20 protein-coding genes are annotated in these 22,859 nt (G+C 70.8%); 7 read left to right on the top strand and 13 right to left on the bottom strand.

The window, feature by feature from the left end; all coding sequences use genetic code 11:
- Nucleotides 1–139: 139 nt before the first annotated feature.
- From rbfA to KVS71_RS10180, 5 genes are all read right to left on the bottom strand, one after another.
- Complete coding sequence (rbfA, locus tag KVS71_RS10200; RefSeq protein WP_060923633.1) at nucleotides 140–565, bottom strand: 30S ribosome-binding factor RbfA; 426 nt, start codon at nucleotides 563–565, stop codon at nucleotides 140–142.
- A 105-nt stretch (nucleotides 566–670) separates the two neighbouring features.
- The gene (infB, locus tag KVS71_RS10195; RefSeq protein WP_083371063.1) at nucleotides 671–3,406 is read right to left on the bottom strand and encodes a translation initiation factor IF-2; all 2,736 of its coding nucleotides are present in this window, start codon (nucleotides 3,404–3,406) and stop codon (nucleotides 671–673) included.
- 94 nt (nucleotides 3,407–3,500) lie between these two features.
- Nucleotides 3,501–3,755: a YlxR family protein gene (locus tag KVS71_RS10190; RefSeq protein ID WP_082750046.1), complete on the bottom strand. Its 255-nt coding sequence runs from the start codon at nucleotides 3,753–3,755 to the stop codon at nucleotides 3,501–3,503.
- Nucleotides 3,756–3,817: 62 nt separating this feature from the next.
- The gene (gene nusA, locus KVS71_RS10185) at nucleotides 3,818–4,801 is read right to left on the bottom strand and encodes a transcription termination factor NusA (protein ID WP_025103177.1); all 984 of its coding nucleotides are present in this window, start codon (nucleotides 4,799–4,801) and stop codon (nucleotides 3,818–3,820) included.
- A 172-nt stretch (nucleotides 4,802–4,973) separates the two neighbouring features.
- On the bottom strand, nucleotides 4,974–6,014 hold the full coding sequence (locus KVS71_RS10180) for a TIGR00730 family Rossman fold protein (protein ID WP_217584471.1): 1,041 nt from the start codon (nucleotides 6,012–6,014) through the stop codon (nucleotides 4,974–4,976).
- Between the two features lie 134 nt (nucleotides 6,015–6,148).
- On the opposite strand from KVS71_RS10180, the gene KVS71_RS10175 reads away from it, so the two are divergent.
- Nucleotides 6,149–6,652, top strand: a complete 504-nt coding sequence (locus KVS71_RS10175; protein ID WP_217584470.1) for a pyridoxamine 5'-phosphate oxidase family protein — start codon at nucleotides 6,149–6,151, stop codon at nucleotides 6,650–6,652.
- An 18-nt stretch (nucleotides 6,653–6,670) separates the two neighbouring features.
- Here KVS71_RS10175 and KVS71_RS10170 read toward each other — a convergent pair whose 3' ends face one another.
- Entirely contained in the window at nucleotides 6,671–8,431 is a 1,761-nt protein-coding gene (locus KVS71_RS10170) for a proline--tRNA ligase (RefSeq protein ID WP_217584469.1), read from the bottom strand.
- Between the two features lie 39 nt (nucleotides 8,432–8,470).
- The gene (locus tag KVS71_RS10165) at nucleotides 8,471–9,241 is read right to left on the bottom strand and encodes an isocitrate lyase/phosphoenolpyruvate mutase family protein (RefSeq protein ID WP_217584468.1); all 771 of its coding nucleotides are present in this window, start codon (nucleotides 9,239–9,241) and stop codon (nucleotides 8,471–8,473) included.
- Nucleotides 9,242–9,319: 78 nt separating this feature from the next.
- On the opposite strand from KVS71_RS10165, the gene KVS71_RS10160 reads away from it, so the two are divergent.
- Nucleotides 9,320–10,735 (top strand): RNB domain-containing ribonuclease, encoded by a 1,416-nt coding sequence (locus tag KVS71_RS10160; protein ID WP_217584467.1) that lies wholly within the window; start codon nucleotides 9,320–9,322, stop codon nucleotides 10,733–10,735.
- A gap of 290 nt (nucleotides 10,736–11,025) precedes the next feature.
- On the opposite strand, the gene KVS71_RS10155 is transcribed toward KVS71_RS10160, so the two are convergent.
- Genes KVS71_RS10155 through ispG form a run of 3 tightly spaced genes read right to left on the bottom strand, consistent with a single transcriptional unit; the run spans nucleotide 11,026 to nucleotide 13,414 of the window.
- A complete protein-coding gene (locus tag KVS71_RS10155; RefSeq protein WP_060922116.1) occupies nucleotides 11,026–11,892 on the bottom strand; it encodes a hypothetical protein in 867 nt (288 codons plus the stop codon).
- Between the two features lie 45 nt (nucleotides 11,893–11,937).
- Nucleotides 11,938–12,270 (bottom strand): nuclear transport factor 2 family protein, encoded by a 333-nt coding sequence (locus KVS71_RS10150; protein ID WP_060922115.1) that lies wholly within the window; start codon nucleotides 12,268–12,270, stop codon nucleotides 11,938–11,940.
- A 13-nt stretch (nucleotides 12,271–12,283) separates the two neighbouring features.
- Complete coding sequence (ispG, locus tag KVS71_RS10145) at nucleotides 12,284–13,414, bottom strand: flavodoxin-dependent (E)-4-hydroxy-3-methylbut-2-enyl-diphosphate synthase (RefSeq protein WP_025103167.1); 1,131 nt, start codon at nucleotides 13,412–13,414, stop codon at nucleotides 12,284–12,286.
- A gap of 81 nt (nucleotides 13,415–13,495) precedes the next feature.
- Here ispG and KVS71_RS10140 point away from each other — a divergent pair, with 81 nt between their 5' ends.
- Both KVS71_RS10140 and KVS71_RS10135 read left to right on the top strand, forming a co-directional pair.
- Nucleotides 13,496–14,122, top strand: coding sequence for a pyroglutamyl-peptidase I (locus KVS71_RS10140; protein WP_217584466.1), 627 nt, complete (start codon nucleotides 13,496–13,498; stop codon nucleotides 14,120–14,122).
- Nucleotides 14,123–14,294: 172 nt separating this feature from the next.
- Nucleotides 14,295–16,178 carry a chorismate-binding protein gene (locus tag KVS71_RS10135; protein ID WP_217584465.1) on the top strand — a complete coding sequence of 628 codons (1,884 nt, stop codon included), beginning with the start codon at nucleotides 14,295–14,297 and terminating at the stop codon, nucleotides 16,176–16,178.
- Between the two features lie 18 nt (nucleotides 16,179–16,196).
- On the opposite strand, the gene KVS71_RS10130 is transcribed toward KVS71_RS10135, so the two are convergent.
- Nucleotides 16,197–17,510, bottom strand: a complete 1,314-nt coding sequence (locus KVS71_RS10130) for an RIP metalloprotease (protein WP_105949623.1) — start codon at nucleotides 17,508–17,510, stop codon at nucleotides 16,197–16,199.
- 66 nt (nucleotides 17,511–17,576) lie between these two features.
- Between KVS71_RS10130 and KVS71_RS10125 the strand changes: the two genes are divergently transcribed.
- The 3 genes from KVS71_RS10125 to KVS71_RS10115 all read left to right on the top strand — a co-directional run bounded on the left by KVS71_RS10125 (nucleotide 17,577) and on the right by KVS71_RS10115 (nucleotide 20,636).
- Entirely contained in the window at nucleotides 17,577–18,161 is a 585-nt protein-coding gene (locus tag KVS71_RS10125; RefSeq protein ID WP_217584464.1) for a hypothetical protein, read from the top strand.
- Between the two features lie 92 nt (nucleotides 18,162–18,253).
- Nucleotides 18,254–18,928: a YcnI family protein gene (locus KVS71_RS10120; protein WP_105949621.1), complete on the top strand. Its 675-nt coding sequence runs from the start codon at nucleotides 18,254–18,256 to the stop codon at nucleotides 18,926–18,928.
- 91 nt (nucleotides 18,929–19,019) lie between these two features.
- Entirely contained in the window at nucleotides 19,020–20,636 is a 1,617-nt protein-coding gene (locus KVS71_RS10115) for a Mur ligase family protein (protein WP_217584526.1), read from the top strand.
- 12 nt (nucleotides 20,637–20,648) lie between these two features.
- Here the strand turns inward: KVS71_RS10115 and dxr are convergent, their stop codons facing one another.
- Together dxr and KVS71_RS10105 are read right to left on the bottom strand one after the other, a co-directional pair.
- Nucleotides 20,649–21,731: a 1-deoxy-D-xylulose-5-phosphate reductoisomerase gene (dxr, locus tag KVS71_RS10110; RefSeq protein ID WP_105949620.1), complete on the bottom strand. Its 1,083-nt coding sequence runs from the start codon at nucleotides 21,729–21,731 to the stop codon at nucleotides 20,649–20,651.
- 43 nt (nucleotides 21,732–21,774) lie between these two features.
- Nucleotides 21,775–22,737, bottom strand: a complete 963-nt coding sequence (locus KVS71_RS10105) for an FKBP-type peptidyl-prolyl cis-trans isomerase (protein ID WP_217584463.1) — start codon at nucleotides 22,735–22,737, stop codon at nucleotides 21,775–21,777.
- Nucleotides 22,738–22,859: the final 122 nt, after the last annotated feature.

The following is a 22,859-nucleotide window of genomic DNA, read 5'->3' as shown; positions in this document are numbered from 1 at the left end:
CCGAGCCCGAAGCTCGTCCAGCAGCGCCTCGACGTCGCCGGGCGCGACGGACGACCCCGCAGGCGCGTTCCGAGACTCGATGTCGATCCCCCCAGATCCACCGGTTGTCCCGCCGCGGACCTGAGGGTATCAGACGGGATCAGTCCTCGTCGTCGTCCGACCGGTAGGGGTCGGCTTCGCCGGCGTGGGTCGCGGACGAGGCCAGCTTGGCCACCTCCGCGTCGCGCTCCTGCGCCTCGCGTAGCAGAGCGGTGATATGGTCGGCATTCTCCGGGAGCGCGTCCGGGATGAACTCGAGCGTAGGGACGAGTCGAGTGCTGAGCTGTCGTCCGACCTCGCTGCGCAGCATGCCGGTCGCAGAGGTGAGCGCGGCACCGCTGGCGAGGCGCTCCTCTTCCGTGCCGAGCACCGTGTAGAACACGGACGCGTGCTGCAGATCGCCGCTCACGCGGACGTCGGTGATGGTCACGAAGCCCAGACGCGGGTCGCGCAGCCCCTTCTCCAAGCGCTCGGCGAGGATCACGCGGATACGATCCGCGAGTCGGGCCTGTCGTTCACCAGCCATTGTTCCTTCTCCCACCTCTGTGCATCGCGGCTCCCAGCGAACCGCGGAGGCGGCTGCCCCCTCCCCCGTCACGGGAGGAGGAGGCAGCCGCCGCAGTCGTGCGGATCAGCCGCGCGGCTTCTCCACCATCTCGGTCGTCTCGATCTCGTCGCCGACCTGGATGTCGTTGTACTTGCCGAGGCCGATACCGGCCTCGTAGTCCGTCCGCACCTCGGTGACGTCGTCCTTGAACCGGCGCAGCGACTCGATGGCCAGACCATCGGCGATGACGACGCCGTCGCGGATGACGCGGGCCTTCGCGTTCCGCGTGATCGTCCCGGACCGGACGATGACACCCGCGATGTTGCCGAACTTCGAGGAGCGGAACACCTCGCGGATCTCGGCGACACCCGACTGGACCTCTTCGTACTCCGGCTTGAGCATGCCCTTGAGCGAGCTCTCGATCTCCTCGATCGCGTTGTAGATGACGGAGTAGAAGCGGATGTCCACACCCTCACGCTGGGCGCGCTCGCGCGCCTTCGTGTCGGGGCGGACGTTGAAGCCCACGATGATCGCGTTGTCGATCGTCGCCAGGTTCACGTCGGACTCGGTGATCGCACCGACACCGCGGTGGATGATGCGCAGCTGCACCGAGTCGTCGACCTCGATCTTGAGGAGCGACTCCTCCAGCGCCTCGACGGCACCGGAGACGTCACCCTTGATGATGAGGTTGAGCGACTCGACCTTGCCCTCTTCGAGAGCACGGGTGAAGTCCTCGAGCGAGATGCGCTTGCGGGCCTTGGCCAGCTGGGCGTTGCGCTCGACGGCTTCGCGCTTCTCCGCGATCTGACGGGCCATGCGGTCTTCCTCGGTCACGATGAAGACGTCGCCGGCGCGCGGCACGGAGTTCAGACCCTGCACCTGGACCGGACGAGACGGTGCGGCCGCCTCGACGATCTCGCCGTTCTCGTCGATCATCGCGCGGACGCGGCCATAAGCGGTGCCCGCCACGATCGCATCGCCGACCCGGAGGGTTCCGGACTGGATCAGCACCGTCGCGACCGAACCGCGGCCCTTGTCGAGCTTCGCCTCGATGGCGACACCGCGAGCGGCCTTGTTCGGGTTGGCGGTCAGGTCGAGACCGGCGTCCGCCGTGAGCAGCACCGCGTCCAGGAGCTCCTGGATACCGGTGTTCGCCCTGGCCGACACGTCGACGAACATGACGTCGCCACCGTACTCCTCGGCCACCAGACCGTACTCGGTGAGCTGCTGACGCACCTTGGCCGGGTTGGCCTCAGGCTTATCGACCTTGTTCACCGCGACCACGATCGGCACGTTCGCCGCCTGAGCGTGGTTCAGCGCCTCGACCGTCTGCGGCATGATGCCGTCGTCGGCCGCGACCACCAGGATCGCCAGGTCGGTGACCTGCGCACCACGGGCACGCATGGCGGTGAACGCCTCGTGACCGGGGGTGTCGATGAACGTGATCGCCCGCTCGATGCCCTCGTGCTCGGTCCAGACCTGGTAGGCACCGATGTGCTGGGTGATGCCGCCGGCCTCACCCTCGATGACGTTGGTCTGACGGATCGCGTCGAGAAGGCGGGTCTTACCGTGGTCCACGTGACCCATGACGGTGACCACCGGGGGACGGATCTCGAGGTCGTCCTCGCTCTCCTCCTCCAGCTCCTTCTCGAGGTCGAGACCGAAGCCCTCGAGGAGCTCCTTGTCCTCGTCCTCGGGCGAGACCATCTGGACCTTGTAGCCCAGCTCCTCACCGAGGACCTCGAACGTGGCCTCATCCAGCGACTCGGTGGCCGTGGCCATCTCGCCGAGGTTGAAGAGGATCGTGACGAGGGTGCCCGGCTGCACGGTGTAGCCGGTCAGGGACTCGATCTTGTCGGCGAAGTCCGCGATGGACGCGCCGCGACGCATGCGGATGATCTCCCCGTTGCCGCGGGTGACGTTGACGCCGCCGACGACCGGGGCGCTCCGCATCTCGAACTCTTGCCGCTTCGCCCGCCGCGACTTGCGCTGCTTGCTCTTGCCGCCGCCCTTACCGAAGGCGCCTGCGGTACCACCGCCGGGACCGCGGCCACGGCCACCGCCGCCACCGGGACGGCCGGCGAAACCACCGCCGGGACGGGGACCTGCACCGGGACCGCCACCGCCGCCGGGACGACCGGGGCCGCCCGTACGCTGCTGGAACGGAGCACCGGGACGTCCACCCTGACCGCCGCGGGGTGCACCGGGTCGCGGCGAGCCGGGACGAGGGGCACCCGGGCGCGGAGCGCCGGGACGGGGCGCCTGCGGGCGCGGGATGTTCCCGGGGGTCGGCCGCTGGCCCATCCCCTGCGCCGAGGCGAAGGGGTTGTTGCCGGGACGAGGACCGGCGGGACGCTGGCCCATGCCCTGAGCGGACGAGAACGGGTTGTTGCCGGGGCGGGGCGCGCCGGGCTTCGGCGCGTTGCCGTCACCCGAGGACGGTGCGGCCGGAGCCGGAGCCGACGGCTTCGCGGGCGCCGACGGCGCCGGAGCCTTCTCCGCCGCGGGGGCGGGCGCCGGGCTCGGGGCGGGTGCGGCCGGAGCGGCAGGACCCGGCTTGGGGCCGGGCTTCGGACCGGGGGTGGGCGCCGAGGACTTCGGTGCCGGCTTCGCGGCGGGCTTCGCCGCAGCGGGCTCGGAGGCCGCCTTGAGGGACGGGTCGGCCTCGATCGCGGCACGCAGCTTGCGCGCCACCGGGGGCTCGACCGTCGAGGACGGGCTCTTCACGAACTCGCCGAGTTCCTTGAGCTTCGCAAGTGCGACCTTGCTGTCGACGCCGAGTTCGGCGGCGATCTCATGTACGCGTGGTTTACCAGCCACAATTCTCCTGTCTGGGTCGGTCTGCCCAGACAGGGCAGACCACTAGTCGCGGACGGGTCTCATTTCGAGCCGTTCACTTTGTTTCCATAGCTGTTCAGCCTTTGTTTCTTGGTGGGTGCTGTTCGAAGATCCGTGTATCCAGCTGAGTGGTCACACGCAGTGCTCTTCCGAAAGCGCGACGCCGCAGAGCGGCTTCCATGCACTCGGGTGTCGGATGCACCCACGCGCCACGCCCCGGCAGGACAGCACGCTCATCGGGGACGAGGGTGTCGTTCTGGGCAACCACCCTGAGCAGAGTGGAGCGGGGAGCACGCGTGCGGCAACCGACGCACGTTCGTACGGGTTCCATCTTACACCTGCGTTCCGTCCGTCCTCGCCGCCACCGGGCGTGGCGTCGAGGACGGACAGGGTTCAGTCGAGGACGCTGTCCGGCTGGATGTCGATCTTGGCGCCGGTGAGCTTGGCGGCCAGACGTGCGTTCTGACCCTCCTTGCCGATGGCGAGCGACAGCTGGTAGTCCGGCACGAGGGCACGGACGGCCTTGGTGCTCGCGTCGAGGACGAACGAGCTCGTGACCTTGGCGGGCGACAGCGCGTGCGCCACGAACGTGGGCAGGTCGGCGTCGTAGTCGACGATGTCGATCTTCTCCCCCGCCAGCTCCTCCGTGACGGCCCGCACACGGCGCCCCATCTCGCCGATGCACGCGCCCTTGGCGTTGATCGCCGGGTCGTTCGCCTTGACCGCGATCTTGGTCCGGTGGCCCGCCTCGCGGGCGAGCGCCACGATCTCGACGAGCCCCGCGGCGATCTCCGGCACCTCGAGCGCGAACAGCTTGCGGACGAGCCCGGGATGCGTGCGCGAGACCGTGATCTGCGGACCCTTGAGCCCCTTGGCGACGCTGGTGACGTAGACGCGCAGCCGGGACCCGTGAGTGTACTCCTCGCCGGGCACCTGCTCCTCGGGCGGGAGGATCGCCTCGACGGAGCCGAGGTCGACGTGGATCATGCGCGGGTTCGGCCCCTGCTGGATCACGCCGGCGACGATGTCGCCCTCCTTGCCCTTGAACTCCCCGAGGACGGCGTCGTCCGCGATGTCCCGGAGGCGCTGGCTGATGACCTGCTTGGCGGCGAATGCGGCGATGCGCCCGAAGTCGTCCGGCGTCGCCTCCTCTTCGCCGATGATCGCGCCCTCGTCGTCGCGGACGACCTGGAGGACGGCGACGTGGCCGGTCTTGCGGTCGAGGTGCACGCGGACACCCTCGGGCGTGGCACCGTCGGGCGAGACGTGCTTGGAGTATGCGGTCAGGATCGCCTGCTCGATGATCGAGACGAGCTCGTCGAACGGGATCGCCTTCTCCTTCTCGATCCCTCGCAGCAGACTCAGTTCGATGTCCATGACGGCCTCCCTATTCAGCTCTCGTCGCGCCCGAATGCACGCGCGACATCCGTACAACGATACCGTGTGCCGCACCCCCGGGCCATCCAGTCCTCGCGGAGACAGGCCATCGCGCGACAGCAGGCGCTCACCGCGAGAACAGCCTGATCCCGCGTGGGAGCCTGTTGCGGGGTCAGAGCTTCGGCGCGGACGGGAGCGCGTTGAGGGCGGCGATGAGCCGGAAGAGGTTGCCCACCTGACGCTGGTCCAGGTGCAAGGCGAGGCGCGGGAGGTCGAGCCGGTCGTCGTCGGCGACCTCCGGGGACCGGGGAGCCGTGCGCTCGATCCGCCCGGTCGACAGGAGTGCAGCGAAGGCGGTGTTGAGCTCCTCGATCTCGGCGTCCGTCGGCTCGGCCTTGAGTCGCAGCACGAGCGTGTCCCCCACCCACCGCAGCGAGTCGTAGTTGCGCCAGAACCCGGTGATCTCGGCGCGGGCCTCCTCGACCGAGTCGGTGATGACGACGCGATGGAAGTCCCCCGGGGAGATCACCCCCATCGGGGCGAGGTGCTCGTCGACGAAGCGCCGCATGCCTTGCCAGAATGATCCGCCCTTCTCATCGAGCAGCACGATCGGCGTCGGCTCGGCCTTCCCGGTCTGCTGCAGGGTGAGCAGCTCGAACATCTCGTCGAGCGTGCCGAACCCGCCGGGCAGGCAGATGAAGCCGCTCGACTCCTTGATGAGCATGAGCTTGCGGGTGAAGAAGTACTTCATCGCGACGACCTGATCGCTTCCCGCGACGAGGCTGTTCGCCTTCTCCTCGAAGGGGAGCCGGATGGAGACGCCGAGCGACAGCGCCGGACCCGCGCCCTCGGCCGCCGCCTGCATGATCCCGGGGCCGGCGCCCGTGACGACCATCCAGCCGTCGCTCGCGAGCGCCGCGGCGACATCCCGCGCCTGCAGGTACAGCGGGTCGTCGTGGAGGGTGCGCGCGGAGCCGAAGACGGTCACCTTCGGCACCCCGCGGAACGGAGCGAAGAGGCGGAAGGCATCGCGCATCTCGGCCAGCGCGGCGGAGGCGATCTTGAGGTCGAGGCGGTCGGTGTCGTCCTCACCGAGGAGCAGCGCCGTGCGGAGCATCCGCATCACGAGCCGACGGTCCGAGGACACCCCCGCTTCGTCCAGCACATGGTTGATCTCGTCGCTCAGAGCGGCCGGCAGCGGTTCCTCGGTCATGCCCCCAGCGTCCCACGCGGCACCCGGCCGGCGGGACGCAACGCCGAGGATCCGCACCCCCGCGCTCCGCAGCACGGGCAGGACACGGTGTCAACGCCCGTGCCCTCGGTCGGCGATGACGCCACGATGGCGACATGACAGAGATCACCGGACCCGAGGCCCTCGCCCGCATCAAAGAGCTCGTGGAGGACATCGATTTCACCATGCTCACCACCACCGACCCGGACGGGAACCTCGTCAGCCGGCCGATGTCGACCAGGCAGATGGACGACGCCGGTGCCATCTGGTTCTTCACGGCGGAGGACACGGAGAAGGTCGAGGAGGCGCGCCGTCACCACGATGTCGGTCTCGCCTACTGCGACGCCAAGGACATGCGCTACGTGTCCGTCGCCGGCACCGCCGAGATCGTCCACGATCGCGCGAAGATGGAGGAGCTCTACTCCCCCTCCCTCGACATCTGGTTCGAGGACGGGCTGGACACCCCCGGCATCGCCCTGCTCACGGTGACCCCGGTGGTCGCCGAGTTCTGGGAACCGGCGAAGGGCAAGGTGGCGATGGCCGCCGGGGCGCTCAAGGCACTGGTGACCCGAGACACCCCGGACGACGACATCATGAACCACGGCCGCGTCACCTGCTGAGCGACCGGGGGCGCGGGGTCAGCGTGTGGCGGAGAGCCGCTCCACGGCCTCGGCGACCGAGACCGCCTCGCGCTCGCCCGTGCGACGGTCCCAGAATTCGACCTGGCCGTCGGCGGCACCGCGACCGACGATCACGATCTTCGGGACCCCGACGAGCTCGGCGTCGCCGAACTTGACCCCCGGCGACACCTTCGGACGGTCGTCGTACAGCACGTCGAGCCCAGCGGCCTCGAGCTGAACCGAGAGGTCTTCCGCGACGTCGAAGGCGACCTGGTCGCGACCGGCGGCGACGACCTGCACGTCGAACGGCGCGACCGAGGCCGGCCAGATCAGGCCCTTGTCGTCGTTGTTCAGCTCCGCGATGATCGCCAGGATCCGCGTGACGCCGATGCCGTACGACCCCATGGTGACCGTGACGAGCTTGCCGTTCTCGTTGAGGACCTTGAGGCCGAGCGCCTCCGCGTACTTCCGTCCGAGCTGGAAGACATGACCGATCTCCATGCCGCGGGCGAGCTCGACCGGACCGGAGCCGTCGGGCGCCGGGTCGCCGGCACGCACGTTCGCGATCTCCACGATGCCGTCCGCCTCGAAGTCGCGTCCGGCGACGACCGAGTGCGCGTGCTTCTGGTCGATGTTCGCACCGGTGATCCAGCTCGTGCCCTCGCTCACGCGGGGGTCGACGAGGTAGCGGATGCCGGTCGCGGACTCCTCGCCCAGCACGGCACCCGTGGGCGACCACGGACCGATGTAGCCCTTCACCAGGAGCGGGTTGTTCTCGAAGTCCTCGGTGGTGGCGGTCTCGACCTCGGCCGGCGCGAAGGCCACCTCTGCGCGCTTCTCGTCCACCTCGCGGTCGCCGGGGATGCCGACGATCACGAGCTCGCGGGTGCCGTCGAGGTGCTTCAGGGCGAGGACGACGTTCTTGAGCGTGTCGGCCGCGGTGTACTCGCCGTCGAGCTCGCGGTTGCAGTGCGCCACGAGCGTCTCGATGGTCGGCGTGTCCGGAGAGTCGAAGATCACGGGGGCGCCGTCGGCGTCGAACGGGACCGGAGCCGGGACGGGCGTGGTGAAGGCCTCGACGTTGGCCGCGTAGCCGCCGGCGCTGCGGACGAACGTGTCCTCGCCCACGGGGGTCGGGTGCAGGAACTCCTCGCTGCGCGAACCGCCCATGGCCCCCGCGTCGGCCTGCACGATCGCGTACTCGAGGCCCAGCCGCTGGAAGATGCGCTCGTACGCGTCCCGCTGCGCCTGGTAGCTCGCGTCCAGCCCCTCGTCGGAGGCGTCGAAGGAGTAGGCGTCCTTCATCGTGAACTCGCGACCGCGGAGGAGCCCGGCGCGCGGCCGGGCCTCGTCGCGGTACTTGTCCTGGATCTGGAAGATCGTCAGCGGCAGGTCCTTGTACGACGAGTACAGGTCCTTCACGAGCAGCGTGAACGCCTCCTCGTGCGTCGGCGCGAGCAGGTAGTCCCCGCCCTTGCGGTCCTGGAGGCGGAACAGCAGATCGCCGTACTCGTCCCAGCGCCCGGTGGCCTCGTACGCCTCCCGCGGCATCAGCGCGGGGAAGTGCACCTCCTGCGCACCCGCGGCGGCCATCTCCTCGCGGATGACGGTCTCGATCTTCGCCTTGACGCGCAGGCCGAGCGGCAGCCACGCGAAGATGCCCGCCGCCTGCGGTCGGATGTACCCGGCGCGGATCAGCAGCTTGTGACTGGTGACCTCGGCACCGGCAGGATCTTCGCGGAGCGTACGGAGGAAGAAGTTCGAAAGACGAGTGACCACGGCTCAAGTGTAGTGAGCCGCGGTCACCCGCCTCGTCGCTCAGTTGAGGGCCGGGAGTCCCTGCGGCACGACACCGCCGCCGTAGAGGCTCTCGGCGAGCTCCTGCAGGGCCGTGAGCGCCACTCGCTGCGGCAGCGGGCCATAGGAGATGCGGGCCACGCCGAGCTTCTCGTACTCGGAGGCAGCGAGCGCGCCGGGGATGCCGATCACGCTGACCTTGCGCTCTCCGATGCCCTCGACGAGCTGTCGAGTGACGTTCGCGTCGAGGATGCCGGGGACGAACACCGCAGTGGCACCCGCATCGAGGAACGCACGCCCGCGCTGGATCGCGTCCGCGACGCTCTCCTCCACGGGGCGCGACCCGGCCCGCACGAACGCGTCGGTGCGGGCGTTGAGGGCGAACGGCACGCCCTCGGACTCCGCAGCCTTCACGATGGCCTCGACGACGGTGACCGATTCGTCGAGCGGCTTGAGGCGGTCCTCGACGTTCGCGCCGACGACGCCGGCCGCGATCGCGAGCCGGGTGGTCTCCCCCGCGTCGCCGTAGCCGTCGTCCAGGTCGGCGGTGACGGGAACGGACACGGCCGCCGCGATCCGTCCGACCATGTCGAGCATGACGTCGCGCGGGGTGTCGCCGTCGTCGTAGCCGAACGACGCCGCGATGCCGTGACCGGCGGTGGCGATCGCCTTCGTCTCCGGCAGCGCGGCGACGGCGCGTGCGGAGACGACATCCCACACGTTCACCACGCGGAGGATCTCCGGGGCGTCATAGAGTCCGACGAGGGTCTGGGCCTTGGTAGCAGTGGTCATGTCCCCACGCTAGCGGCCGGTGCGGGCACGCGGGCCGGCTGCAGCGGATCGTCCCGGTGCTCGACCTAGGCTGGCGGCATGCCCCAGCGCCGCTCGCATGTCGCCCCCTCCGCCGCCCAGACCGAGCTCGCCGCGGCGCTCTCCGCGCTGCGGGAGGCCCTGGACACGCCGACCGCGTTTCCCGCCGACGTGCTCGCGGAGGCGGAAGCAGCCTCGGCGACGACCCCGGAGCTCGACCTCACGGACATCCCGTTCGCGACCCTCGACCCGGCGGGCGCCCGTGACCTCGACCAGGCCTTCCACCTCGAGCGCGACGGCGACGGCTATCGGGTGCGGTACGCCATCGCGGACGTGCCCGGGTTCGTCGTACCGGGAGGCGCCGTGGACGCGGAGGCGCGCCGGCGAGGACAGACGCTGTACGCCGCGGACGGCACGATCCCGCTGCATCCGCCGGTGCTGAGCGAGGACCGCGCCTCCCTGCTCCCCGATGTCGACCGTCCCGCTCTCGTGTGGACGTTCACGCTGGATGCCGCGGGCACCGTGACCGACTTCCGGCTGGAGCGCGCCCTCATCCGGTCCCGCGCGCAGCTCGACTACGCCTCCACGCAAGACGCCCTGGACCGGGGCGACGGCGGTCTCGCGGCCCTGCTGCCGGAGATCGGCGCCCTCCGCCTCGAGCAGGAGCGCCGCCGCGGTGGCGCCAGCCTCAACGTCCCGGACGAGGAGGTCGTGCGCACCGACGACGGCTCCTATGCGATCGAGCGCCGCAGCCCGCTGCCCGTCGAGGAGTGGAACGCGCAGCTCTCGCTCATGACCGGGATGGCGGCCGCGGCGCTCATGATCGACGCGGGCGTCGGTATCCTCCGCACGATGCCGGAACCCGACGAGGCGGCTTTCGCGGCCTTCCGCCACCAGACGGAGGCGCTCGGGCGCCCGTGGATCACGGGCACCTACGGCGAGTACCTGCGCGGCCTCGACCGCTCCGACCCGATGACCCTTCCCGTGCTGGAAGCCGCCGCGTCGCTGTTCCGCGGAGCCGGGTACCTCGTGTTCGACGGGGAGCCGCCCGCCGACGCCGTGCAGGCCGCGATCGGAGCCCCTTACGCGCACGCGACCGCGCCGCTCCGCCGGCTCGTCGACCGCTGGGTCCTCACCATCTGCCTCGCCGTCTCGACAGGGCAGCCCGTGCCGGAGTGGGTGCGTTCCTCGCTGGGAGACCTCCCCGCGCTCATGCAGGACTCCGGCCGACGGGCGTCGCAGCTGGACGCGGACACCGTGAACCGCGTCGAGGCCGCACTGCTCACTCCCCTGGTGGGACAGACGGTCGAGGCGACGGTCATCGAGCTCCGGGGCGAGCGGGCTGCCGTCCAGATCGCGGAGCCTGCAGTGACGACGACCGCGCCGGTGACCCCCGACACGAGACCCGGGGACGTGGTCTCGCTGCACGTCGTGCGCGTGGACATCGCGACGGGCGAGATCGAGCTCGCTGTCTGACTCCGCCGGATCAGGCGAGGACGCCGGATCAGGCGCTTCCCGGTACGAGAGCCTGTGCCGCCGCGATCGCCTGATCCGGCACAGCGTCAGCCCGAGGGGCGCCGGTCGTCGGCGCCTCCCGGGACGAAGGGTTCGCGGCGCGGGTCGGCGAGGAACTGGAACTCGCAGGTGGTCGGGTGCAGGCGGGGTTCGTGCGCTGACCTCGCCGCGGGAACAGGCAGTCACGCGACAACAGGCGACACCGGGCGCTGGCGCCTGTCCTCGCGCGAACGCCTGAGGCGGGCGAGGGCTCAGGAGGCGGGAGTCGCGGTCGTCGTCATCACGAGGAGCTGGGGGTCGGACAGCTCCAGAGCCACCGTGATGGCGGCGAACGCCGCGAGGGAACGGACATGTGTGCCGCCGCAGAGGATCACGGCCTCGCCCTGGGGGAGGTCGCAGTGCCAGCGCCGTCGGTCGACGATGGTCGGCCCGTCCACCTCGATACGGCTCGCGGCAGCCGCGGAGACCCACGCGGCGAGCTGCGCGTTGATGCGCTGCTCGCGGTCCGCCAGCGTGGCCGCGAACGTCTCCGTGTCGAAGCCCGCACGGCGCAGACTCTTACCCAGGCGGTACTCGTCGACCGCACCGTCCTCGTGGATGCGGCTGGACTGGTTCGCGCGTCCCTCGAAGTCCGGATTTCCCAACGCATCGTCCCCCGGGTCCTTGCGCCAGAGGTCGGCGACCGCGAGGTCCAGGGCGAGGGAGGCGAGGTGGCACGCGGTGTGACCGCGGCTGAGGCCGACGCGATGCTCCTCGTCGACCGAGAGCACCACGCGAGCCCCCTCTGCGAGCCACGCCGGCGCCGCGCCCTCCAGCCGGTGAGCGACCAGCCACGTCCACCCCTCGGTCCCGCGCTTGACAGGAATCTCGCTGCCCACTGCGAACTCGCCGTCGTCCGATACCGCAGCCATCAGCGCCTCGGTCACGCGGACGGATCCGCCCTCGCCGGAGATCGCGCCGGTGTCGCCTGGCTGATCGGGCCAGGTGTGATCGACGGGGTGGAACGGGGTGGCGTCGACGACGATCACCGTCCCGTCCGCGTCGTCCGCCACGCGGGTCACGACGGCGTCTCCGCGGAGGGTGCCGTCCGGGAAGGTGACGATCGTGGGCGTGGTCATGGGTCTCCTCGGAAAGGGGCGGCGGAGCCGACGGGGCACCGGGTGTCAGTGGGACGGCGGGATCGTGAAGCTGACGAGCCGGTCGCCGTCGACGACGAAGATCCCCTCGGACTCGCCGTTGAAGACGCGACTGCGCCAGCCGAAGCGGATGCGCGTCGTGTCGCCGTCCGTGGCGGCCGAGAGCACGTTCATCCGCGCCCCGGCGCCGATCGCATCGCTGTCCGCCCAGCCGCGCACGCCGTCGGCACCGGTCTTCACGGTGCCCCAATCGTTCACGAAGCCGTCCGGCGTGAACGCGGCGACGAAGGCCTCGGTGTCTCCGGCGTTGATCGCGTCGATCATGGCCTGGACCGGTGCGGGCAGGAGGAAGTCGGGCATGGCGCTCCTCGGCTCAGGCGGTGACGACCTGGGCGGTGCCGAGCGGAGCGTCCGGTCCCATCTCGGCGGCGATGCGGTTCGCCTCCTCGATGAGGGTGGCGACGATGTCGGCCTCCGGGACGGTCTTGATGACCTCGCCCTTGACGAAGATCTGGCCCTTGCCGTTGCCGGATGCGACACCGAGGTCGGCCTCGCGTGCCTCACCCGGGCCGTTCACGACGCAGCCCATGACCGCGACGCGCAGCGGCACCGTCATCTCCTTGAGCCCCTCGGTGACGTCTTCCGCGAGCGTGTACACGTCGACCTGAGCCCGACCGCACGAGGGGCACGAGACGATCTCGAGCTTGCGCTCTCGGAGGTTGAGGGACTGGAGGATCTGGTGACCGACCTTGACCTCCTCAGCCGGCGGGGCGGACAGTGACACGCGGATGGTGTCGCCGATGCCCTCTCCCAGCAGGATGCCGAAGGCGGTCGCGCTCTTGATCGTGCCCTGGAAGGCCGGGCCCGCCTCGGTCACGCCGAGGTGCAACGGCCAGTCGCCCCGCTCGGCGAGCTGACGGTAGGCCTTGACCATGACGACCGGGTCGTTGTGCTTGACCGAGATCTTGAAGTCGTGGAAGTCGTGTTCCTCGAACAGCGACGCCTCCCAGACCGCGCTCTCGACGAGGGCCTCCGGCGTGGCCTTGCCGTACTTCTCGAGCAGGCGACGGTCGAGCGATCCCGCGTTCACGCCGATGCGAAGCGAGACGCCCGCGTCCTTGGCGGCCTTGGCGATCTCGCCGACCTGGTCGTCGAATTTGCGGATGTTCCCCGGGTTGACGCGCACGGCCGCGCACCCGGCATCGATCGCCTGGAAGACGTACTTCGGCTGGAAATGGATGTCGGCGATGACCGGGATCTGGCTCTTCTTCGCGATGATGTGCAGCACATCGGCGTCGTCCTGCGAGGGAACGGCGACGCGCACGATCTCGCAGCCCGAGGCGGTGAGCTCCGCGATCTGCTGCAGCGTCCCGTTGATGTCGGTCGTCTTTGTCGTCGTCATCGACTGCACGCTGACGGGCGCGTCGCCGCCGACGAGCACCTTGCCCACCTTGATCTGGCGGGACTTGCGACGCGGGGCGAGGACTTCGGGGACCTTCGGCATCCCAAGATTCACTGCTGGCACGATCCCAGCCTACGCCGCCAGGATGCAGAAGGGCTGGATGCGGGCGCTTACGCTGAGGGCATGGCGGTCATCCTCCTCACTGGCTTCGATCCGTTCGACGGCGCGGCCCGCAATCCCTCGGCGGAGGCTGTGGAGACGGTCGCCACCGGATACGACGGCCCTCACGACCTGGTCGTCGCGACGCTGCCGGTGTCGTTCGCCCGATCGGCCGCGCTCCTGCGGGAGCGGATCGCCCAGCACTCCCCCGACGCGGTCGTGTGCACGGGTCTCGCCGGCGGAAGCGATCGGATCGCGGTCGAGCGGGTCGGGCTGAACCTGATCGACGCGCGGATCCCCGACAACGACGGCGCGCAGCCGGTGGACCAGCGCAGCGATCCGGACGGTCCGACCGCCCGATTCGCCACCCTCCCCGTGAAGCGTCTCGTGCGCCTGCTCGCCGATGCGGGTCTCCCCGCACGCCTCTCGCTCTCCGCGGGCTCGTACGTGTGCAACCACGTGCTGTACACGGCGCTCTCCGCCGTTCCCGCGCCCGTGCCCGCCGGCTTCGTTCATCTGCCCTGGACCCGCAGCACCGCGCCGGCCGGCGCTCCGCACCTGGACGACGAGGAGATCGCGCGCGGCGTGCGTCTGCTCGTGGATCACTGCCTCGACGACGAAGAAGCGGGAACCGGCGGCTCTCTCTGGTGACGTCACGCCGCCCGGCCGGCAGGGCGGGGTGTGGTAGTTTCGCCCCAATGATCGCGCACATCACCTGGTGGCCCGCCTCCTAGGCGGTGTGTTCGCGTTCCCTCGAATCCAGACCGCCTCCGGGGCGGTCTTTTCGTTGCGCCGAGCCGGAGCCCTCGCACAGGAGACATCGATGACCCTCTCTCGCCTCGACGAGCTCAGCGCCGATCCCACCGCGTCCTTCGTGCTGATCGCCCGGGACGGCACGGACACCGTGGAGCTGCTCACCGGCGACGTGACCGACGTCGAGCTGCTCGCCGACATCCCGCTGACCGTCGACGGAGAGCCGCGGGAGGTGTTCGCGCTCGTCCCGTATCGACAGGTCCGCGAGCGCGGCTTCGTGGCTCAGGACGACGGCGCCCCGCTGCGCTGCCTCGTCGTGGCGGAGCACCTCCACCTGCCGACCGCCGCCGTGCTCGACGCGCTCCCCTCGTCCCCGGTCCCCCTGCGTGACGAGGGCTTCGACATCGCGGACGAGGAGTACGCCGCGATCGTGGAGACGGTGATCGCCGACGAGATCGGCCGCGGCGAGGGCGCGAACTTCGTCATCCGCCGCGACTTCACCGCGACCGTCGACACCGATGAGCGCACCGCGGCGCTCACCTGGTTCCGAGCGCTCCTCGCCCACGAGCGCGGCGCGTATTGGACGTTCGCGGTCGTCACCCCCGGTCATATCGCGGTCGGCGCGAGCCCCGAGGCGCACGTCGTGGCCCGCGGTGGCATCGTCACCATGAATCCCATCTCGGGCACGTTCCGGCATCCGGCGGGCGGCGCGACCAAGGAGACGCTCACCGACTTCCTCACGTCGACCAAGGAGACCGAGGAGCTGTTCATGGTCGTCGACGAGGAGCTCAAGATGATGAGCGCCGTCTGCGCCGACGGCGGACGCATCACGGGTCCGCATCTGAAGGAGATGTCGCGGCTGACGCACACGGAGTACATGCTGCGCGGCCGGAGCGGGCTGGACCCGCGGGACATCCTCCGCGAGACGATGTTCGCCCCGACCGTCACCGGCTCCCCCATGCAGAACGCCTGCGCCGTGATCCGGCGGCACGAGCGCAAACCCCGGGGCTACTACTCCGGGGTGGCCGCGCTGTTCACCCCCAACGGCGACGGCGGTCACGACCTCGATGCCCCGATCCTCATCCGCACGGTGTACCTGCAGGACGGCGCGCTGAGCGTTCCGGTCGGCGCGACCCTCGTCCGGCACTCGGATCCGCACGGCGAGGTCTCCGAGACCCACGGCAAGGCCGCGGGCGTGCTCGGCGCCATCGGCGCGATCGACCGGGATCGTGTGGCCGAGGCGCGGAGCGACGCCGACGCCCCCGGTGAGCCCCGGCGTCTCGCGGACGACCCGGACGTCGCCGCGCTGCTCTCCTCGCGCAACGCCCGCCTCGCCGAGTTCTGGCTGAACCCGCAGGGCGAGGACTTCACTGGTCCGTTCTCGGGCCGTTCCGCCCTCGTCGTCGACGCCGAGGACCGCTTCACGACGATGCTCGCGCATCAGCTGCGGCACCTCGGGCTCGACGTGACCATCGCATCCTGGGACGACGTGGACGACGAGGCGGTCGAGACGGCCGATCTCGTCGTCGCCGGCCCCGGCCCCGGCGACCCCCGCGACGACGCGAGCCCGCGCATCGCCCGGATGCGCGAGGTCGTGGCGGCCCGCCTGCAGGCGCATTCGCCGTTGCTCGCGGTCTGCCTGAGCCACCAGATCCTGGCGGACCGGATGGGGATCGCGTTGACGCCTCTCGACGCTCCGCACCAAGGGCTGCAGAAGGCCGTGCCGGTGTTCGGCGAGGACGCCTCGATCGGGTTCTACAACACCTTCACTGCGCGGGTCGACCCCGGAATGACCACGGTGGGCACGGCCGAGGTCTCCGCCGATCCGGTGACCGGGGACGTCTACGCGCTTCGCGGCGACGGCTTCGCATCGGTGCAGGGCCACCTCGAATCGATCCTGTCCCGCGACGGCATCCGCACGCTGGAGCGTCTGGCCGCGCACGCCCTGGCCTGAGGCCGGGCTTCCGACCGCTCAGCCCAGGAGTTTGACCGGGTTGAACAGGTCGGCCACGAGCAGGAGCGCGCCCATCGCGATCAGCAGCGTCGCGACGACGACGGTCAGCGGCACGAGCTTGGTGGCGTCGACCGGCGCCGGCGGCGGCCGCCGGAAGAGCTTCGCCCACGCCCGCTTGACCCCCTCCCACAGCGCGACGACGATGTGCCCGCCGTCGAGCGGCAGCAGCGGGATGAGGTTGAAGACGAAGAGCGCGACGTTGAGCGAGCCGAGAAGGCCGAGCAGCACGGCGAACCGGTTGAGCACCGGGGCGTCCGTCGCGGCCACCTCGCCCGCGAGACGCCCGACGCCGACGACGCTCAGCGGTCCGTTCGGATCGCGTTCCCCTCCCGTCACGAGCGAGACCCCGACGTCCCACAGCCGCACCGGCAGCGTGACGATCAGCGAGCCGACCCGGGCGACGGTGTCCGCCGCCAGCTGGGGTCCGGCGGTCAGCGGCTGCTGTACGTAGCCCATCTGCGCGATCATCCCCGCGTAGCCGACCTCCTTCACGACGGGATCGCCGTCGTCGTCGAGCACCGGCTGCCCGCTCGCATCCGTGAGGGTGCGCTCCGCGGCGATGGGCGTGAGGGTCAGCGTCCGCTCGGAGCCGTCCCGGCGCACGACGAGGGCGAGGGGATCGCCCGGTGAGGCCTGGACGATGGCGGTGGCCTCGGCGAAGGTCGACACCGGCTTCCCGTCGATCGACACGAGGACGTCGCCGGGCTGCACATCGGCCGCAGCGGCCGGAGACTCCGGATCATCGGCCCCGCACTCGGTCGCCGTCGACGACGCGGGAACCACGCACTCGTTCACCGCCGCGACCGTCGTGGTGCCCTGCTGCACACCGATCCCGCTGACGAGGACGGTGAAGATGACCACGGCCAGCAGGAGATTCATGAGCGGCCCGCCGAGCATCACGATCACGCGCTTCCACACCGGCAGCTTGTAGAAGACCCGGTCCTCCGCGCCTTCCGCGATCGTCTCGTCGTTGGCTGAGCGCGCGTCCTGGATGAGCGTGCGGAACGCCCCGGATGCCGGCCCGCTGTCCTTCGATGACGGATACATGCCCGACATCGAGATGAAGCCGCCGAGGGGCAGCAGCTTGAAACCGTACTCCGTCTCGCCGATCCGCTTCGACCACAGGCGCGGCCCGAAGCCGATCATGTACTGGCCGACACGCACGCCGAAGAGCTTCGCGGGGACGAGGTGGCCGACCTCGTGCAGACCGATCGAGAGGCCGAGGCCGATCAGCATGAACACGATGCCGCCCAGATAGAGCAGGAATTCCACAGGCCAACGCTACTGCCCGCCGCCTAGGAATCCGCCCGGCTCGCGCAGCGTCGCTAGGCTGGCACGATGACGTCCCGGCAGCTGCGCTTCCTCCGCGCCGCCGCCGTGTCCGCGATCGCCACGCTCCTCGCGGCCGTCTCCCACACGCTCGCCGGCGGCGCCGCCCCGCACCCGCTGCTCATCGCCGCCGTCGCCGCGCTCTTCGTGCCCCTCTCCGCCGCCGTGGTCGGCGAGCGGTCGTCGCGCGCGCGGGTCGCGGTGGCCGTGATCCTGGCGCAGGGCGCGTTCCACCTGCTCTTCCAGCTTCTGGGCGCCCCCACCGCCGGAGACGCCCCCGGCCTCGGCGCCCACTCCCACCACCTCGACCTGAGCGCACTCGGCTCGCTGTCACCGGCCCCAGGGCCGGGAGCGCTGATGCTGTCGGCCCACCTCGTCGCCGCCCTGCCGACGACGCTGCTGCTGTGGCATGGCGAGAGCGTGCTGCGCACGATCGCCCGCTGGTTCCAGGCCGCCCTCCGACGCACGGCGACGCCCGCCTCCACGCCTCCGGCACCCCCGCGTCCGCTGCGCTCCGCCCTCCTCCCTCCGCTCGACGTCGCGACGACCGCCGTGGTCTCGCGACGCGGTCCTCCGCTGCTCGTCGGCGGCTGAGCCGTCCCTTGATCCGGCCGTCGCCGTTCGACGGCCCTTCCTTCCGGGCTGCGCTGGTCCGGCGCGCCCGCACACGAGCATCTGGAGACCCCATGTCGAACACCACCATCCGTCCCCGTCGTCCGCGCCGCACCCTTCTCGGAGCCACCGGCATCGTCGGCGGACTGGCCCTCGCCCTCGCCGTCCCCGCGATGGCCGGGGCGCACGTCAGCGTCAGCCCCGACGAGCTCGCCGCGGGCGACCACGGCGTGCTGACCTTCTCGTTCTCGCACGGCTGCGGCACCTCGCCCACCACGGCCCTGCGCATCACCATGCCGGACGGCCTCGCCTCGGTCGCCCCGACGCTCGACGGCGACTGGACCATCCAGGTCGAGCGCGGCGACGACGGTCTCGTGAGCGCCGTCACGTACACCGCCCTCACCCCTGTGCCGACCGACCTGCGCGGCGCCGTGAGCATGTCGGTGGGCCTGGACGAGGACACGCCCGAGACGCTCGCCTTCCCGGTGGTCCAGCAGTGCGTGGACGGCGCGACCGAGTGGACGCAGCTCGCCGAGAAGGGTGAGGACGCGCACGACCTCGACTCCCCCGCGCCTGTCGTGACGGTCACCGACGGCACCGCGGACGGTCACGGCACGAGCGCCGCGCCGCAGCCCGCGACTGCTGATGACGGCGACGACGCGCTGGGCATCGCCCTGGGCGCCGGCGGCCTCCTCGCTGGCGTCGCGGCGCTCGTGGTCGCGGTGCTGGCGTTCCGCCGCCGCGCCTGACCCTCGGTCCGCCGCGCCCGGCTCCGGCGCGCGGCGGACCGACCCGCCCGAGCCGACACCGCCGTCGTGAGAACATGGAGACGACATGTCGATGGAACAACAGCCGACCCTGCCCCCCGTGCTCCGCCCGGCGAACCCGCCCCGGCGCGAGCTGTCCGAACTCGCCTCCCTGTTCGCCCGCTCCGTGCGTGGCGACGTGGAGGGCGTCGCTCTCAGTGGCATCACCCTCGCCACGGCGGACCTGCGTCCCGGCGAGGCGTTCGTCGCGATCCGCGGCGTGAACCGCCACGGCGCGGAGTTCGCGAAGACCGCCGCCGAGAAGGGAGCGGTCGCGGTGATCACGGACCAGGCGGGTGCCGACATCGCCGCGGACGCCGGCCTCCCGATCCTCATCGTCGACGATCCCCGCGGCGTGCTCGGCGCGCTGAGCGCCTGGGTGTACGGCACGGGCGCGGAGGACCCGCTCCCCCTCCTGTTCGCGACCACCGGGACGAACGGCAAGACGAGCGTCTCGCATCTCCTCGAGGGCATCCTCGACCAGATGGGCGTCGTCACCGGGCTCTCCTCCACCGCCGAACGACACATCGCGGGTGAGGTCATCGTCTCGCGGCTCACCACCCCCGAGGCCTCCGAGATGCACGCCCTCCTCGCGCTCATGCGCGAGCGCGAGGTCGAAGCGGTCGCGGTCGAGGTCAGCGCCCAGGCCCTGTCCCGGCACCGCGTCGACGGCATCCGATTCGACGTCGCGGGGTTCACCAACCTCAGCCACGACCACCTCGACGACTACGCCGACATGGAGGAGTACTTCGAGGCGAAGCTGCCTCTCTTCCGCCCCGACCGTGCCGTGCGCGGCGTCGTCTGCCTCGACTCCTCCTCCGGCGCCCTGGTCGTCGCACGCTCCGAGATCCCCGTCGTCACCGTCGGGACACCCTCCATCGCGGCCGACGCCGATGCTGCGGCGCAGGCCGACTGGGTGGTCGCCATCGACGACGAGCGGACGACCGGCACGACGTTCACGATGACGGGACCGGCCGGCACGCTCACCACGACCGTCCCGGTGATCGGTCCGCACATGGCGGCGAACGCGGCGCTCGCGATCGTCATGCTGCTCGAAGGCGGCTATGCCTGGGATCGCATCGTCGAAGCCCTGCAGCGCGACGGCGGCATCCACGCCTATCTGCCAGGGCGCACGCAGCTCGTCTCGGGCGCGCGGGGGCCGGCCGTCTTCGTCGACTTCGGCCACTCGCCTGATGCTTTCGAGAAGACCCTGGCGGCCGTGCGACGGGTGACTCCCGGCAAGGTGCTCATGCTCTTCGGGGCCGACGGGGACCGCGACGCCAGCAAGCGCTTCGACATGGCCCGCACCGCGGTGGAAGGCAGCGACATCCTCGTCGTGACCGATCACCACCCGCGGTTCGAGGACCCGGCGTCGATCCGCGCGACGCTCGTCGAGGGCGCCCGTCGCGCCCGTCCTGGCGCCGAGATCCACGAGTACTCCCCGCCGGAGGCCGCGATCGTCGCCGCCGTCGGACTCGTCGGCGACGGCGACGCGATCCTCTGGGCCGGCCCCGGCCACCAGGACTACCGCGACATCCGCGGAGTGCGGACGCCGTACTCCGCCCGCGAGCTCTCCCGGCGTGCGTTGAAGGCCGCCGGCTGGCCGGTGCCGGAGCCGCGCTGGCCCGTGCCGTACCCGGACGAGGACTGAGCCCGCGCCGCGTCAGGCGGCGGCGATGAGCTGGTCGGCCTTCCGCCGCGCCCAGTCCTCGGCCGCCGCGAGCGATTCCACGGTCAGCGCGTCCGGAGCGTCGTGCGCGTCGACGACCCGCTGCACGGTGTCGACGATGCCGAGGAAGGGCAGGCGCCCTTCGTGGAACGCGTCCACGGCCTGCTCGTTGGCGGCGTTGTAGACCGCGGGGAAGGTTCCTCCGGCCCTCCCGACCGCCTTCGCGAGCGTCACCGCGGGGAAGGCGATGTCGTCGAGCGGCTCGAACGTCCACGACGTGGCGGTGGTCCAGTCCAGTGGGCGGCCCACACCACCCACCCGGTCTGGCCAGTCGAGGCCCAGCGAGATGGGCAGACGCATGTCCGGCGGAGAGGCCTGCGCGATGGTGGATCCGTCGATGAACTCCACCATGGAATGGACGATCGATTGCGGGTGCACGACGACGTCGATGTCGTCGTAGGGCACGTCGAACAGCAGGTGCGCCTCGATGACCTCGAGGCCCTTGTTGACCAGGGTGGCGGAGTTCGTGGTGACCGTGCGTCCCATGTTCCACGTCGGGTGCGCGAGCGCTTCCTGCGGCGTGACAGCGCTGAGCTCGTCGCGCGACTTCCCGCGGAAGGGCCCGCCCGAGGCCGTGACCACCAGCCGACGGATCTCGTCGTGCGTACCGGAACGCAGGGCCTGCGCGAGAGCGGAGTGCTCGGAGTCCACGGGCACGATCTGACCGGGGGCTGCGGCGGCCAGCACGAGATCGCCGCCGACGATCAGCGACTCCTTGTTCGCCAGGGCGAGCGTCCGCCCCTCCTCCAGCGCAGCCAGCGTCGATCCCAGACCGATCGAGCCTGTGATCGCGTTCAGCACCACATCGGCTTCGACGTCGCGGACCAACTGCTCCGCCTCCGCCGCGCCGAGAGCGGTGTGCTCCACCTGGAACTGCGCCGCCTGCTCAGCCACCATCGCCGCGTTCGACCCGGCGGCGAGACCGACGACCTCGAAGCGTCGAGGATTGGCACGGATCACATCCAGCGCCTGGGTGCCGATGGAACCGGTGGAGCCGAGGATGATGACGCGACGCATGACGCCAGCCTAGGACACGTGCCGGCGCCGTCCGGGACGGCGGCTACTGCTGCGGCTGGACCGGAGTCGTGGCGAGGATGTCGACGACGAACACGAGGCTCTCGTCCTGCAGCTCGTGCCCCTCGCTCGCACCGTAGCCATCGGACGGCGGCATGACGACGAGAACCTGCGAACCGACCTTCTGACCCTCGAGCGCCTTCTGGAACCCGGCGACGACTCCCGTGGTCTGGAACTGCGCCGGGGCGGCGTCGCGGCTCCAGCTGGAGTCGAACTCCTCGCCGTCGGACCACTTCACGCCGAGGTACTGGACGACCACGAGGTCGCCGGACGCGACCGTCGCACCGTCGCCCTGCTTGAGGACGGAGACCTTCGTCTCGGTCGGCGCGTCGCCGTCCGGGATCGTGACGGTCGGCTTGCCGTCGTCGTCGAGCTCGACCTCGGGCATGCCGGCGGTCGGCTCGACGGGCTCACCGGTCGCGACCTCGGGGAGTCGGTCGACGGCCTCCGCGTAGACGACGATGTTGCTCTGCCCCTCACCGAGCGCGCTGCCGGGGATGGCGAGGACGACGCGGGATCCGACCGGCTCGCACTCCAGCGCGGCGACGAACAGCGACGACTGGTTCGGGTCGAGGAGCACGGGGAGCGTGCCGTCCTCGCCGCGCGCCGACGAGTCGACCACGTCGCCGCTGGCGGCATCGACGATCTGGTACTGGACGGAGACGAGGTCGTTCGCCGCGAGGTCATCCCCGTCGCCCTCGGCCACGACGGTCCGCTCGACGTTCGCGAACTCCGCATCGGCGGGAACCGTGATCTTGGCGTCGAGACCCTCGCCGTCCACCTCGATGCCGTCGGAGGTGTCGCCGGCCTTCGCGTTCACGAGGCACTGGCTCGAGCCGGAGGCGTCCGGGGAGGAGGTGCTCTGCGGATCGCCGTTCCCGGAGCAGCCCGCCAGCAGCAGGGTCGCCGCAGCGACGGTGGACAGGACGAGCAGCGGACGGGTGCGCACAGGAAGACCTCACGATCGCGGGCGGGAGCTTCCATCCTGCCTCATCGCCCTTTGCTCGCGCTGGGAAGCGGCGGCGCGAGTCTTCATTCCCATGTCGGCATGGATCCGGGAGTAGCCTGCTC

The sequence above is a fragment of the Microbacterium sp. GbtcB4 genome (genome assembly GCF_019091465.1).
Taxonomy (GTDB): Bacteria; Actinomycetota; Actinomycetes; order Actinomycetales; family Microbacteriaceae; genus Microbacterium; species Microbacterium paraoxydans.
The sequence above is the reverse complement of the archived record's forward strand: the minus strand, read 5'-3'. Positions and strand labels throughout refer to the sequence as shown.

Coding starts and splice junctions, on each gene's coding strand:
- rbfA (WP_060923633.1), bottom strand. CDS start 565: ATGGCTGGTGAACGACAGGCCCGACTCGCGGATCGTATCCGCGTGATC.
- KVS71_RS10190 (WP_082750046.1), bottom strand. CDS start 3,755: ATGGAACCCGTACGAACGTGCGTCGGTTGCCGCACGCGTGCTCCCCGC.
- nusA (WP_025103177.1), bottom strand. CDS start 4,801: ATGGACATCGAACTGAGTCTGCTGCGAGGGATCGAGAAGGAGAAGGCG.
- KVS71_RS10180 (WP_217584471.1), bottom strand. CDS start 6,014: ATGACCGAGGAACCGCTGCCGGCCGCTCTGAGCGACGAGATCAACCAT.
- KVS71_RS10175 (WP_217584470.1), top strand. CDS start 6,149: ATGACAGAGATCACCGGACCCGAGGCCCTCGCCCGCATCAAAGAGCTC.
- KVS71_RS10165 (WP_217584468.1), bottom strand. CDS start 9,241: ATGACCACTGCTACCAAGGCCCAGACCCTCGTCGGACTCTATGACGCC.
- KVS71_RS10160 (WP_217584467.1), top strand. CDS start 9,320: ATGCCCCAGCGCCGCTCGCATGTCGCCCCCTCCGCCGCCCAGACCGAG.
- KVS71_RS10155 (WP_060922116.1), bottom strand. CDS start 11,892: ATGACCACGCCCACGATCGTCACCTTCCCGGACGGCACCCTCCGCGGA.
- KVS71_RS10150 (WP_060922115.1), bottom strand. CDS start 12,270: ATGCCCGACTTCCTCCTGCCCGCACCGGTCCAGGCCATGATCGACGCG.
- ispG (WP_025103167.1), bottom strand. CDS start 13,414: ATGCCGAAGGTCCCCGAAGTCCTCGCCCCGCGTCGCAAGTCCCGCCAG.
- KVS71_RS10140 (WP_217584466.1), top strand. CDS start 13,496: ATGGCGGTCATCCTCCTCACTGGCTTCGATCCGTTCGACGGCGCGGCC.
- KVS71_RS10135 (WP_217584465.1), top strand. CDS start 14,295: ATGACCCTCTCTCGCCTCGACGAGCTCAGCGCCGATCCCACCGCGTCC.
- KVS71_RS10125 (WP_217584464.1), top strand. CDS start 17,577: ATGACGTCCCGGCAGCTGCGCTTCCTCCGCGCCGCCGCCGTGTCCGCG.
- KVS71_RS10120 (WP_105949621.1), top strand. CDS start 18,254: ATGTCGAACACCACCATCCGTCCCCGTCGTCCGCGCCGCACCCTTCTC.
- KVS71_RS10115 (WP_217584526.1), top strand. CDS start 19,020: ATGGAACAACAGCCGACCCTGCCCCCCGTGCTCCGCCCGGCGAACCCG.
- dxr (WP_105949620.1), bottom strand. CDS start 21,731: ATGCGTCGCGTCATCATCCTCGGCTCCACCGGTTCCATCGGCACCCAG.